Annotated in this window: 13 protein-coding genes and 1 pseudogene; 5 read left to right on the top strand and 9 right to left on the bottom strand. The window is 66.8% G+C overall.

Features of this window, described 5'->3' with window-relative positions; translation table 11 throughout:
* From HWX14_RS30905 to HWX14_RS30890, 4 genes are all read right to left on the bottom strand, one after another.
* Nucleotides 1-459 (bottom strand): RidA family protein, encoded by a 459-nt coding sequence (locus HWX14_RS30905; protein WP_006478174.1) that lies wholly within the window; start codon nucleotides 457-459, stop codon nucleotides 1-3.
* A gap of 43 nt (nucleotides 460-502) precedes the next feature.
* Nucleotides 503-1,684: a PLP-dependent aminotransferase family protein gene (locus tag HWX14_RS30900; protein WP_175886029.1), complete on the bottom strand. Its 1,182-nt coding sequence runs from the start codon at nucleotides 1,682-1,684 to the stop codon at nucleotides 503-505.
* A gap of 152 nt (nucleotides 1,685-1,836) precedes the next feature.
* Nucleotides 1,837-2,745, bottom strand: coding sequence for a DMT family transporter (locus HWX14_RS30895; protein WP_175886028.1), 909 nt, complete (start codon nucleotides 2,743-2,745; stop codon nucleotides 1,837-1,839).
* Nucleotides 2,746-2,794: 49 nt separating this feature from the next.
* The gene (locus tag HWX14_RS30890) at nucleotides 2,795-3,487 is read right to left on the bottom strand and encodes a VOC family protein (protein WP_175886027.1); all 693 of its coding nucleotides are present in this window, start codon (nucleotides 3,485-3,487) and stop codon (nucleotides 2,795-2,797) included.
* A gap of 230 nt (nucleotides 3,488-3,717) precedes the next feature.
* On the opposite strand from HWX14_RS30890, the gene HWX14_RS30885 reads away from it, so the two are divergent.
* The 4 genes from HWX14_RS30885 to HWX14_RS30870 all read left to right on the top strand — a co-directional run bounded on the left by HWX14_RS30885 (nucleotide 3,718) and on the right by HWX14_RS30870 (nucleotide 8,344).
* Nucleotides 3,718-5,178 (top strand): PLP-dependent aminotransferase family protein, encoded by a 1,461-nt coding sequence (locus HWX14_RS30885; protein WP_175886026.1) that lies wholly within the window; start codon nucleotides 3,718-3,720, stop codon nucleotides 5,176-5,178.
* Nucleotides 5,179-5,364: 186 nt separating this feature from the next.
* Nucleotides 5,365-7,263 carry a molecular chaperone HtpG gene (gene htpG / locus HWX14_RS30880; protein ID WP_175886025.1) on the top strand — a complete coding sequence of 633 codons (1,899 nt, stop codon included), beginning with the start codon at nucleotides 5,365-5,367 and terminating at the stop codon, nucleotides 7,261-7,263.
* Between the two features lie 8 nt (nucleotides 7,264-7,271).
* Complete coding sequence (locus tag HWX14_RS30875; protein ID WP_175886024.1) at nucleotides 7,272-7,868, top strand: chorismate lyase; 597 nt, start codon at nucleotides 7,272-7,274, stop codon at nucleotides 7,866-7,868.
* Nucleotides 7,868-8,344 (top strand): DNA-deoxyinosine glycosylase, encoded by a 477-nt coding sequence (locus HWX14_RS30870; RefSeq protein ID WP_175886023.1) that lies wholly within the window; start codon nucleotides 7,868-7,870, stop codon nucleotides 8,342-8,344. The genes HWX14_RS30875 and HWX14_RS30870 overlap by 1 nt, the downstream gene beginning before the upstream one ends.
* Nucleotides 8,345-8,391: 47 nt before the next feature.
* On the opposite strand, the gene HWX14_RS30865 is transcribed toward HWX14_RS30870, so the two are convergent.
* Together HWX14_RS30865 and HWX14_RS30860 are read right to left on the bottom strand one after the other, a co-directional pair.
* Nucleotides 8,392-8,715 carry a helix-turn-helix transcriptional regulator gene (locus tag HWX14_RS30865; RefSeq protein ID WP_175886022.1) on the bottom strand — a complete coding sequence of 108 codons (324 nt, stop codon included), beginning with the start codon at nucleotides 8,713-8,715 and terminating at the stop codon, nucleotides 8,392-8,394.
* Nucleotides 8,715-9,092: a type II toxin-antitoxin system RelE/ParE family toxin gene (locus HWX14_RS30860; protein WP_175886021.1), complete on the bottom strand. Its 378-nt coding sequence runs from the start codon at nucleotides 9,090-9,092 to the stop codon at nucleotides 8,715-8,717. Before HWX14_RS30860 ends, HWX14_RS30865 begins: the two co-directional genes overlap by 1 nt.
* 260 nt (nucleotides 9,093-9,352) lie before the next feature.
* Here HWX14_RS30860 and HWX14_RS30855 point away from each other — a divergent pair.
* Nucleotides 9,353-9,719 (top strand): annotated as a pseudogene (locus HWX14_RS30855) (DNA-deoxyinosine glycosylase); the annotation flags it as partial.
* Nucleotides 9,720-9,821: 102 nt separating this feature from the next.
* Here the strand turns inward: HWX14_RS30855 and HWX14_RS30850 are convergent.
* The 3 genes from HWX14_RS30850 to HWX14_RS30840 all read right to left on the bottom strand — a co-directional run bounded on the left by HWX14_RS30850 (nucleotide 9,822) and on the right by HWX14_RS30840 (nucleotide 12,861).
* The gene (locus tag HWX14_RS30850) at nucleotides 9,822-10,625 is read right to left on the bottom strand and encodes a hypothetical protein (RefSeq protein ID WP_175886020.1); all 804 of its coding nucleotides are present in this window, start codon (nucleotides 10,623-10,625) and stop codon (nucleotides 9,822-9,824) included.
* Nucleotides 10,626-10,699: 74 nt separating this feature from the next.
* Complete coding sequence (locus tag HWX14_RS30845; RefSeq protein ID WP_011545877.1) at nucleotides 10,700-11,395, bottom strand: mobilization protein; 696 nt, start codon at nucleotides 11,393-11,395, stop codon at nucleotides 10,700-10,702.
* Nucleotides 11,396-11,598: 203 nt separating this feature from the next.
* Nucleotides 11,599-12,861, bottom strand: a complete 1,263-nt coding sequence (locus HWX14_RS30840; protein WP_175886019.1) for a glycosyltransferase family 87 protein — start codon at nucleotides 12,859-12,861, stop codon at nucleotides 11,599-11,601.
* Between the last annotated feature and the right edge of the window lie 54 nt (nucleotides 12,862-12,915).

Below are 12,915 nucleotides of genomic sequence, written 5' to 3'. Positions count from 1 at the left end.
TTACGCGACTTCGGCGATCAGTTCGATCTCGACGCACGCGCCGAGCGGGATCTGCGCGACGCCGAACGCCGAGCGCGCATGCTTGCCCGCGTCGCCGAACACTTCGGCGATCAGCTCCGACGCGCCGTTCGTCACGACGTGCTGTTCGGTGAAGTCGAGCGTCGAGTTGACGAGGCTCATCAGCTTGACGATGCGCGTGACCTTGTTCAGGTCGCCGGTGTGCGCGTGCAGGGTGGCGAGCAGGTCGATCGCGATCGAGCGGGCGGCCGCCTTGCCGTCTTCCGTTTGCAGATCGGCGCCGAGCTTGCCGGCCCAGACCTTGCCGTCCTTCTTCGCGATGTGGCCCGACAGGTAGACCGTGTTGCCGCTTTGCGCGCTCATCACGTAGGCGGCGGCCGGTGCGCCGGCGGTCGGGAGCTCGATGCCGAGCGACTTCAGTTTGTCGTAGACGTTAGCCATGCGTTCGATTCCTCGTAGAGAGTCGTGACAGGGAAAAAGGGGATCAGAGGCGCTCGCGCAGCAGCTTACCGAGGCGCGCGACGCCTTCCTCGATCTTCTCGGGCGGCACCGTCACGAACGACAGGCGCAGCGTGTTCTGCTGCGCGTTCTCCGCGAAGAACGGCGCGCCCGGCACGAAGGCGACGTGGTTGTCGACGGCCGCGGCGAGCAGCTTCATGCTGTCGATCTGCGCGGGCAGGTTCACCCAGATGAACATCCCGCCTTCCGGGCGGTTCCACGTGACGCCTTCCGGCATGTGGCGCGCGAGCGCGCCGAGCATCGCGTCGCACTGCGCGCTGTACAGCTCGCGGATCGTCGGGATGTGCTCGTCGAGGAAGCCGTCCTTGATCACTTCGTGCGCGATGCGCTGCGTGAGCGTCGGCGTGTGCAGGTCGGTGGCCTGCTTGGCCTGCACGAGCTTGAAGTGGAGTTCCTCGGGCGCGATGATGTAGCCGATCCGCAGGCCCGGCGCGAGCACCTTCGAGAACGTGCCGAGGTGCACGACGTGGTCGGGCGCCATCGACAGCATCGTCGGCAGCGGCTCGCCGTGGTAGTTCAGCGCGCCGTACGGATCGTCCTCCAGCACCGGGAACGGGCTCGTCTGCGCGAACGCGGCGAGCGCGCGGCGGCGCTCGACGGGCAGGCGGCGGCCGGTCGGGTTCTGGAAGTTCGGCTGCGCGTACAGCAGGCGCGCGCCTTGCGTGAGTTCGGGCGTGAGACCTGCCGGCAGCAGGCCCTGCTCGTCGGTGGGCACCTGCACGTAGCGCGGCTCGTACAGCGAGAACGACTGCAGCGCGCCGAGGTAGGTCGGCGTTTCGACGAGGATCGGGCTGTCCGGGTCGATCAGCGCCTTGCCGAGCAGGTCGAGCGCCTGCTGCGAGCCGGTCGTGATCAGCACTTGCGACACGCGCACGCTGTAGCGCTCGGCGATCCATTCGCGCAGCGGCAGGTAGCCTTCGGTCGCGCTGTACTGGAGCGCGGCGGCCGGCGCGTCGCGCAGCACGCGGTCGGCGGCGGCGCGCATGCGTTCCGCCGGGAACGTCGCGGGGGCGGGCAGGCCGCCGGCGAACGAGATGACCTCGGGGCGTTCCGTGACCTTCAGGATCTCGCGGATCGCCGAGCTCGTCAGCTTGCGGGCGCGTTCGGAAAGCTGCCAGTGCGGCGGATGCAGGTCGCTCGGATTCATAGTCTCCTCGTTCGGATATCGTGGTCAGTCAAGAAAGGTCGTTCGGGCGGATCGCTTCGGCGCTGCCGGGTAGGCGGGCACGAGCACGATTGAGCCCTCTCGGCCGTGTGGGCAAAACCGATCAGGCAAAACGTCCATTATGGCGCACCTCATCAGCCGGCGCGAGCGGCGCGCGGCGCCGTGGCGACCGCCGAGCGGCGCCCGAGCACCACGGTGGCGATCACGGCGGCCGCGAACAGCCACGTCGACGACGTGACCGTTTCGCCGAACAGCAGTGCGGAAAAGGCGATCGTGAAGAAGATCTGCAGCAGTTGCACCTGCCCGACGCGCGCGGTGCCGCCCATCGCGAGCCCCGCATACCACGCGAAAAAGCCGATGAATTGCGAAAAGAGGGTCACGTAGCCGAACGCGAGCCACGTGCGCAGCGCGAGCGGGCCCGGATGCGCGGCATGCTGCATCCACGCGAGCCAGCCGACCGGCAGCACGAGGAACGGCGCCGACACGACGAGCGCCCAGCAGATCACCTGCCAGCCGCCGATCTGGCGCGCGAGGCGCGCGCCTTCCGCATAGCCCAACGCGCCGATGCCGACCGCGACGAGCATCAGCGCGTCGCCGGCCTGCACGGTGCCGCCGCCGTCGCGCAGCGCGAACGCGATCACGAGCGCGCTGCCGGCCACCGCGCTGGCCCAGAACGCCTTCGACGGCCGTTCGTGCGACAGCCATGCCGCGTACAGCGCGACGAACAGCGGCTGCAGCCCGTTGACCACCGCGCCGTGCGAGGCCGGCACCGATTTCATCGCCCACGCCGAGAACACCGGATACGCGATGATCACGCCGGCCGACGTGATCGCGAGGCTTTTCAGTTGCGCGCGGGTCGGCAGCCGCTCGCGGCGCCACCACAGCAGCAGGCCGGCCGGCACGGCGGCGGCGAGTGCGCGGCCGAGCCCGTTGAGCAGCGGATTGAGTTCGGAGACGACGATCCGCGTCATCGGCAGCGTCAGGCTGAAGATCATCACGCCGATGAGGCCGAGCAGCATGCCCCGGGTTTCGCGCGAATTCATGTCGTGGGTGTCTCCATGTCTTGCAGGGTGGCGGTAATCGGGCGGGCGGTCAGCGCAGCGTGCGCACGCCCTGCGGCGTGTCGAATTCGGCGACGAGCGCCGGCGGGCCGTCGGTGGGCTCGACGTCGAGCAGGTGGGCGGCGCCGAGCCAGTCGAGCTGCTCGCGGATCGTATCCGCGTGCGGGTGCGCGCCCTTGAGCGCCTTCAGCGCGATGCCGTCGTTCGGCAGAGAGTCGGCCGGATGGCGCGGGCTGTCCCACTGGATCAGCGACGGCACGAGGCCGTCGCCGGCGCCTTGCCACGCGGGGAAGCTGCCGTCGTCGGGCACCGTGAGGCCCCAGCTCAGGTCGCCGCGCCGCATCGCGACGACCGGCGCGATACGGGCCGGATACTGGCGCTGCCACAGCGCAAGCTGGCGCGGGCGGTCGACGCGCGCGACCCAGTGCGCGAGAAACGGGCCCTGCTCGAGCCGCGCGCGGATCGCCGGATCGTCGAGCCCGAACAACCGCGCACGCGGCGGCTTCGCATCGTCGCCCGGCGCGGGCGCGTCGGGGTCGATCGCGATCACTTCGAGGTAGCGCCCGCCCCACGCGCCGAACAGCGCATTGTGGGTGCGCATCAGCGGATGGCGGCCGCCGCCGGCCGGTTCGATGCCGAGGGCGTCGGCGACATGGCGCACGCCTTCGGCGAGGGTGCGCGCGGCAATCACGAGATGGTCGAGTGTCAGGGAGCGGGCTGGCATGAGCGTCGGTCGGGAAGCGAAAGTGTCATGGTAGGCGGGCGAGAAGCCGGGCGGGGGCCGGACCGGCCTGCGCACCGGCCGCGATGCGGGCCGGCGGGCGCAGCGCCAGGTGCGGCGGGGCCGGTGCGCAGGCCGCACGATCGCCATTTCGGTCAACTGTAATCGTCGCTACCGGCACAGTAACGGTACAATCGGCGCGATACCCTTCGGTACAGTTGGAGCTGCCGCCCATGTCCACCGTCCCACTCGCCCAGATTCCCGCGCCGCACGACACGGCCACGCTCACGCTCGTCGACCAACTGGTCCAGTGGGCGCGGCGCCGCATCGACGAACGCGTGTTCCGTCCCGGCATGCGCATGCCGTCGATCCGCAAGCTCGCGCTCGACAAGAGCGTGTCGCGCTTCACCGTCGTCGAGGCCTACGAGCGCCTCGTCGCGCAGGGCTACCTCGACTCGCGGCGCGGCTCCGGCTTCTACGTGCGCGAGCGCACGGGCGCCGGCCCGCAGCCGGCCGACGGCGTCGCGCGCGCGGCCGAGGCCGCGCCCGTGCACAACACGATCGACGTCGTCTGGCTGCTGCGCAACATGCTGCACACCGTCAGCCCGGAGAAGGGCCCGGGCCTCGGCTACCTGCCGGGCCGCTGGCTCGACGGCGAGCTGATCACCGGCGCGCTGCGCGCGCTCGGGCGCCAGTCGGGCGCGCAGATGCTCGGCTTCGGCACCGCGCAGGGCTTCCTGCCGCTGCGCCAGCAACTGCAGACGCGCCTCGCCGAAGTCGAGATCGGCGCGAAGCCCGAACAGATCGTGCTGGTTTCCGGCATCACGCAGGCGATCGACCTGATCTCGCGGATCTACATGCGCCCGGGCGACGCGGTGATCGTCGGCGATCCCGCGTGGTTCCAGATGTTCGGCCGTTTCGCGGCGCAGGGCGCGCAGCTCGTCGGGATGCCGTATACGCCCGACGGCCCCGACCTCGACGCGCTCGAAACCCTGGTGCAGATGTGGCGGCCGAAGATGCTCGTGATCAACTCGGTGCTGCAGAACCCGACCGGCACGTCGCTGTCGGCCGCGCAGGCGTTCCGGATCCTGAAGCTCGCGGAGGCCTACGACTTCCTGGTGGTCGAGGACGACGTGTACGGCGACCTGTGCCCGCCGAGCTATCCGGCCACGCGCCTCGCGAGCCTCGACCAGTTGAAGCGCGTGATCTATCTCGGCAGCTATTCGAAGACGCTCGCGGCGAACCTGCGGGTGGGCTACGTGGCCTGCGCGCCGGAGATCGCGAAGGCGGTCACCGACCAGAAGATGCTGGTCGGGATGACCACGCCCGAGCTCAACGAGCGCGTGCTGTACAAGATCCTGACCGAAGGGCATTACCGGCGCCACGTCGAGCGGCTGCGCGCGCGGCTCGACGGCGTGCGCGACAAGACCGCGCGGATGCTCGAGCGCACGGGGCTCGGGCTCTTCACGATGCCGGCGGCCGGGATGTTCCTGTGGGCCGACACGGGCGTCGATTCGGACGCGCTCGCGGCGGTCGCGCACGAGGCCGGCTTCCTGCTGACGCCGGGCAGCCTGTTCTCGCCGCAGCAGTCGCCGTCCACGTGGATGCGCTTCAACGTCGCGAACTGCGGCGATCCGGCGCTCCCCGGGCTGCTCGCGCGCTATATCGATTCGGCGGTGCGGCGCGCGTCGTGACGCGGCGCGGCCGGCCGGCTCTTGAAATGCCGCATGCCGTCCCCAGATACGCGCGCAAACCGCTGGCGTCAGGCGGCCGTCCCAAACGGGCCGTCCCAAACGGGCCGTCCTTCACGGGTCCGCCGGCATCGCGCGCCGGGCGCCGGCGTCACCCCTTTTCAGTTCAAGTAAGAGGAAACAGCATCCATGGCACACGAAACGATGAGCTTTCAGGCAGAGGTCAAGCAACTCCTCCACCTGATGATCCATTCGCTCTACAGCAACAAGGAAATTTTCCTGCGCGAACTGGTGTCGAATGCGTCCGACGCGGCCGACAAGCTGCGTTTCGAAGGGCTCGCTGACAGCGCGCTGTACGAGAACGATCCGAACCTGCGCATCCGCATCGGCTACGACAAGGCCGCGCGCACGATCACGATCGACGACAACGGCATCGGCATGAGCCGCGACGAGGCGATCGCGAACCTCGGCACGATCGCGCGTTCGGGCACCAAGGAATTCTTCACGAAGCTGTCGGGCGACCAGCAGAAGGATGCGGCGCTGATCGGCCAGTTCGGCGTGGGCTTCTACTCGGGCTTCATCGTCGCGGACAAGATCACCGTCGAGACGCGCCGCGCGGGCCTGCCGGCGAACGAAGCCGTGCGCTGGGAAAGCGCGGGCGAAGGCGATTTCACGATCGACGCGATCGAACGCGCGCAACGCGGCACGACGATCACGCTGCACCTGCGCGAAGGCGAGGACGACCTGCTGTCGTCGCACCGCCTGAAGTCGATCATCCAGAAGTACTCCGACCACATCGCGCTGCCGATCCTGATGCGCAAGGAAGAGTGGGATCAAGAAAAGGGCGAGATGGTCCTGAAGGACGAGGACGAAACCGTCAACCAGGCGAGCGCGCTGTGGACGCGTTCGAAGAGCGACGTCACCGACGAGCAGTACACGCAGTTCTACCAGCACATCGCGCACGATCATCAGGATCCGCTCACGTGGACCCACAACCGCGTCGAGGGCCGCAGCGAATACACGCAGCTGCTGTTCGTGCCGGCGCACGCGCCGTTCGACCTGTGGAACCGCGATTATCGCGGCGGCCTGAAGCTGTACGTGAAGCGCGTGTTCATCATGGACGACGCCGAGCAGCTGCTGCCGCAATACCTGCGCTTCGTGAAGGGCGTCGTCGATTCGGCCGACCTGCCGCTGAACGTGTCGCGCGAGATCCTGCAGGAAAGCCGCGACGTGAAGGCGATCCGCGAAGGCGTGACCAAGCGCGCGCTGTCGATGCTCGAGGAACTCGCGAACGCGGAAGACGATGCCGGCAAGGAGAAGTACAAGACGTTCTGGGGCGCGTTCGGCCAGGTGCTGAAGGAAGGCCTCGGCGAGGATCACGCGAACCGCGAGCGCATCGCGAAGCTGCTGCGCTTCGCGTCGACGCACGGCGACACCGACGCGCAGGACGTGTCGCTCGCCGACTACGTGTCGCGCATGAAGCCCGAGCAGAGCAAGATCTACTACGTGACCGCCGATACGTGGCAGGCCGCGAAGAACAGCCCGCATCTGGAAGTGTTCCGCAAGAAGGGCGTCGAGGTGCTGCTGCTGACCGACCGCGTCGACGAATGGATGCTGTCGTTCCTGCACGAATTCGACGGCAAGCCGCTCGCGAGCGTGGCCCGCGGCGACCTCGATCTCGGCGAGCTGAACGACGAGGAGAAGAAGGCGCAGGAGCAGGCCGGCGAGGCGATCAAGCCGGTTGTCGACAAGATGAAGGAAGCGCTCGGCGACAAGGTGAAGGAAGTGCGCGTCACGTTCCGTCTGACCGATTCGCCGTCGTGCCTCGTCGCGGACGACAACGACATGAGCGGCTACCTGCAGCGGATGCTGAAGGCGGCCGGTCAGAACGCGCCGGCGATGCAGCCGATCCTCGAGATCAATCCGGAGCATGCACTCGTGAAGCAGCTGAATGCCGACAGCGCCGATTTCGGCGACTGGTGCCATCTGCTGTTCGATCAGGCGCTCTTGGCCGAAGGCGGCATGCTCGACGATCCGGCGAGCTTCGTGAAGCGGACCAACGCGCTGCTGCTGTCGCGCGCCGCGTGAACGCGCGGATGCGATTCGATGGCGCGCAGGCCGGCTGGCGCGAGACGCCGCGGCCTGGCTGCACGCTCGACCAGCGCGACTGGCTGACGCGCGGCGGATCGCTGACCGCGCACCTCGCGCGGCTCGGCCGCGTGAACGTGCGCGTGACGCGCGAGGCCGTCGACGCGCCGTGGTTCGACGAGCCCGACGCACTCGCGAGTTCGCCGCGCGCGCCGATGTGGGTGCGCGAGGTGATCCTGTCGGTCGACGGCACGCCGTACGTCGCCGCGCACAGCATCGCGCCGCTCGCGGCCAGCAAGGGCGTGTGGCAGGCGATGCGGCGGCTGCGCACGCGGCCGCTCGCGGAGCTGCTGTACAGCGATCCGCAGGTCGAGCGCTCGGCGCTCGTGAGCCGGCGCGTGATCGCCGGTCATCCGCTGTATGCGCTCGCGAGCCATGCATTGCAGGGCGCGCGCGCGCCGCATGCGTTCGCCGCGCGGCGCTCGGTGTTCCAGCGGCACGGCAAGCCGCTGATGGTCACCGAGTGCATGCTGCCGGCGCTGTGGCGTCATCTCGCCGCGCACGGCGACGGGCCGAGATCCGTCGGGTCGTACGGAGACGCGTGATGTTGCAGGGCTTTCCGCCGGTCGTCGCACCGGATACGCACACGATGATCCTCGGCAGCTTTCCGGGCGAGGCGTCGCTCGACGCCGCGCAGTACTACGCGCATCCGCGCAACCAGTTCTGGCGATTGTTGGGGGCGGTGCTCGGCGAGCCGGGGCTGCACGAGCTCGCGTATGACGCGCGGCTCGAACGCGTGCTTGCGCATGGCATCGGCATATGGGATGTGCTCGATGCATGCCATCGCAAGGGCAGTCTCGATTCGGCAATCAGGAATGCGAAGCCGAACGACTTCGATTCGCTGCGCGAGCATGCGCCGTTGCTGAAGAAGGTGTGTTTCAACGGGAAGACGGCGGGGCGGTTCGCTGAAGTGATCGGCCAGGCTGGGTACGAGACGCTCGTGCTGCCTTCGTCGAGCCCGGCGAATGCGATGCTGTCGTTCGAGCAGAAGTTGAACGCGTGGCGGCAAGTTGTCGCTTGAGGTTTGGTGTTCCCGGTATAGCCGGCGAAGGAACAGGGGCGTCGTCGTCAGGCGGTGAATACGACTTCGATATGTCCTTCGGCTTCCGGATGCCGGTCCGGCCCCACGATGATCTGCACATCGCGCCCGAGCTTTGCGAGACAGTCCAGCATCTTTGCTTCGCTCACGCCGCGAAACTGCCCGCGCAGCATGTTCGACAGCTTCGGTTGCGTCATGCCGAGTAATCGAGCCGCGTGCTGCTGAGTCCATTTCCGTGCCTTGATGATTTCTCCGATCTTGGCGGCGAGCTGGGCCTTCACTCGCATTTCTCCGGCATCGTGCATGCCCAGGTCGGCGTATACGTTGCCGCTGCCCTGTTCGATTTCGATCATCACTTTTCTCCATTTGCGTGTGCTTCGGCTGCCTTCAGCCGCTCGCGAACCAGATCGCTGTCCGGCTTCGGTGTAGCGATGCCACGGGACGATTTCTTCTGGAAACAGTGCAACACATACACCGCACTACCCAGTTTCACCGTGTACACGGCGCGATACGTGCCGTTGTCTTCCGACTCCACGACCTCGAGCACACCGGCTGATCCGAAACCCCTCAACGGCTTGGCCTGATCGTGCTTTCGTCCCGTCTGGGCCAGATACAGCGCATAGCCGAACGTGTCCTGCACCGCTTCGGGCATCGCTTTCAGGTCCTTGCGTGCCGAGCCGAGCCAGTAGAGAGGTTTGGTGTACGGGTCCATCGGCAAATTTATACCCATTTGTGTATATTTTCAATCGCGACGCGCAAAAGGCAATGCGGTCATGCCGACCGGGCAGCCGTCACGTCGTGTGCCGAATCGTTCGGCATGGGCATTTTTGCGATCGGTCGAGGCCCGGGACAAGTCGGCCGTTCGACCAATGGCGACGTCGGTGCGAGTGAGCGACGGACCGTCAGCCAGTAGCCGAAACCTCGGGACGTCCGGGCTGCAAGCGGTCGGGCGGGATCGAGCCTGATGGGTGTCAAATTAGCCAAAACATCAACCAGTTCTGGCGGCTGCTCGGCGCGGCTGCTTGGCGAGCCGACGCTGCATGAACTGCCGTACGACGCGCGGCTCGAACGCGTGCTGTCGCGCGGTATCGGCATCCGGGATGTGCTCGATGCATGCCATCGCAAAGGCAGTCTCGATTCGGCGATCAGAAACGCGAAGCCGAACGACTTCGCGTCGCTGCGCGAGCATGCGCCGTTGCTGAAGCGCGTGTGTTTCAACGGCAAGACGGCGGGGCGGTTCGCCGACGTGATCGGTCAGGCCGGGTACGAGACGCTCGTGCTGCCGTCGTCGAGCCCGGCGAATGCGATGCTGTCGTTCGAGCAGAAGTTGGCGCAATGGCGCGCACTTCGTGCCTGAGACGCGTTGAATTTCGACTAGTCGATGAAGCGGTGCAGCGGCGGCGGCAGCAACAGGACAAACCGAACCTGATGCGACCGCGCCGCCACTCGACGCTACCGGTCAGGGCTTCGCTTCGCCTTGCCCGACGCCCGTGGCCGACGTAATGCGACTTTGCGCAGCGACGAGTTGATCATCGGTGGTCGCCACCAGCCACAGACGCGCATGCTTCTCGATCTGGCGGTTGTGGTCCTTCAACGGCCCCATCGCGGCCGCGGCCTTCCAGACCACCGGGCCGATTCGGCTACTCCTGCCCGACGGCGCGCCGACCAGCAGGCAGTAAGGTCCCAGCGGAAGCGATACGAACGGAAGTGCCGGGCTGGCGATCACGCGCCAGTCGATGAACGGTGTGTCGCCGATCAGCAGCGGCGTGGGCAAGCCGTAGAGCACGCTGAAATCGTACAGCGCCAGTTGCTCCCGCATGCCGACGTAAGTTCGCCGGATGTCGTCGACGACCGCCGCGCGGATCTCGTCCTCGAACATCGGTTCCTGCGCGTAGCGGGCCCATGCCTGTCGCGCCTCCCATTGATACGCGCTGAACAGGCCGATCTCCACGCAATCCTGCACAGCGCGCTGAACCTCCGCTACGGACCCGGCTTCCCCGGGCGTGCCCATCTGCGCCGCCCGCAAAAAGCGGGCAAGTCCCGCCTCGTGGATCGCGGGACCCTCCGCGGATGCGTCGTCGTCGGCGTTCTTGCCCAGCGGCACGTAGGTATATTGCTCGGCCGCGAAATGCGATTTCTTGCCTTCGTCGAACTTGATTTCGCCATCGACGCAGTCGAGATAGCGCGTCCCGATTCGACCGTGCTCCCAAATCCAGTTTTTCAGGAACGGACGGAGTGGATGCAGTCTGTCGTGATCGGCCATTGAACCTCCAAGTTTTCCCGGTATGCGCCATTCCAGCCACGCGCCGCACACGCCGTACCGTCGCGGGGCCCGCGCTACAACGCGAGCGTGCCCAGCTCCTCGTAAGTACGATGCAGCCAGACCTTGACGCGCTGCCGCTCCAGCAAGCCGAGCCCCGTGGCCGCGCGGTCGGGATGATTGACCGCCGCCCAGAAGCTCGCGCTTTGTCGATCGATCTTCTGCATCGTCGTATCGGGCAAGCGGCGCAGCGTAATCACGCTGGCGCCGAGGGCTTCGGCCCGCTCGCGTTCGCCGGATGCCTCCAGAATCTCGAAGCGATCGCCGCGGACTTCGTTCAGCACCAGCACGAGCTTGATTCGTCCACCGAATTCGTCGAGCCATTGCCGCAGCAGATCGACCGAATCGCGTCCGGTGTCCATCACGTGCCACCACGTCAACGTGAGGCCGTGTTCTTCGGCAAAATCGACTACGTCCGAATCGTCGAGCCACTTGGCGAGCGACTGTCGCGTCTGGGCCGCGAGGTCGACCAGTATGCGCCGCTGCGGATCTTCGAGCGCCGATTCCATGACCGGATCGAGGCTGTCATGCTGATCGAGCACGGCAGGCGCGGCAAAATCGGCATAGAACCGCAGCAGCGCGCCGTGCGATCGGTCGGTATCGAAGCCCACGAAGGGCATGCTCCGGTCGATGAAATACTGGGCCAGCACGCGGGCCGCGAGCGATTTGCCGACGCCGCCTTTTTCCCCGCCGATGAAGTGGATGTGACTCATGCTTACGAAATCCCGTGTGATGGAGCAGGTATGGTCAGAGCGGATGTTGGCAGGCTTCGATGACGTTACGGTACGACCGGTCACGTCGAAAGAAAATGCGTGCGCCGCAGCAGCATGCTGGCTGATCAACGCCGGTGTCAAACTGAACAAAATGGCGACCGGTTCTGGCGCTTGCTTGGCGCGGTGCTCGGCGAGCCGGCGCGCTAGCCGGACGATTCCTGTACGGCCACCGAGGTTGTTGCGTCAGCCGCGCGATGAAGCGATGCGCGGTAGACGATCAGTATCAGGAATATCGGCAACAGGACAGCGCCCGGTTGCCCCATCGCGGGCCTGAACACGAGGAAAAACGAGAGCCCCGGCAACAACCACGCCAACGCGATGAGCGCATGGTCCGCCCATCCGAGCGCGCGGGTCGTCCGGTCGTATTTGCACACGTAAATGATCGCAAGAAGCAGCCACGCGAGATCGTAGTAGATGAGGTACGGCTGGGTCAGCAGCGTCGCGACGATTGCCGCTGCCGCGCATAAGTCCGCATGCTTCTTCCTCGCCCATAGGCCCGCGGTCGCGATCACGGCCGGTATCGCGATGGCCGCCTGAACGGCAAAGGCGGTCGGCAGGCTGGCGCCCAGCCGTCGCGACATCGCGAACGGCGTCGGCATCGCACTCCAGATTCCGCCTGCATTGTTCACCAGGATCAACTGGCTGAACCACGATAGCGTGTCGAAAAAGCGCAGCCACAGCGGCACGCCGAGCACCAGTGCGCTGACCGCGCAGAACAGCGCGGCCGTGACGGTCATCGCGCCGAGCGCGCGGAAATGTCCGCCGCAGAGGAACAGCAACGGAAACAGGAGCGCGAGTTGCGGTTTGATGACGAGCATGCCGGCGCATACGCCGGCGACGACCGGCCGTCGCTCGAGCGATCCCAGTGCGCCGGCAGCGAACGCTAGCGTCAGCAACGAATTCTGCCCGCAGATCGTCACGACCCAGATGCCGGGGAACGCGACCAGCGTGATCCACGGCAGGGGGCGATCCTTCATCGCGAGCGTGCACGCCGCCAACGCGCTTGCGATGCCGATGCTGACGAACAGGCCGTACGAAGCGGCATAGGGCAGCAGCGCCAGCGGATAAACCAGCAACTGGAAGGTCGGCGGATAAACCCACGGTGCGAAAATCTGCGCGGGCGGGAAGTCCGGCAGCAATCGGGCTTCCGCCGCGAACATCTGGTGAAGGTCGAAAGCGGCGAGCGGCCCGCTGTGGAGGGAAACGAAAGACGCGCTCCAGAACACCCGGAAGTCGATGCCCGGGGGCGGCACGCCGGGGAGATGCAGCGCCCAGTACGAAAATGCCCAGATACCCAGCAACACGAGCTGGAACACCAGGATCGCCGCGCTGTACAGGACGAGCCGCTCTCTGGAGAGCCATCCCTGGCGATCTGGCGGTGCGTGGTCCGTCGCTGTATGCGTCATGGCCGCTGTGTGCCTCCCCGAATGCCGTTTCAGTTTGGCATAGGTTCGGGCGGG

This window comes from Burkholderia sp. BCC0044, assembly GCF_902832955.1.
Lineage (GTDB): Bacteria > Pseudomonadota > Gammaproteobacteria > Burkholderiales > Burkholderiaceae > Burkholderia.
This window is presented reverse-complemented; position numbering and strand designations above follow the sequence as displayed.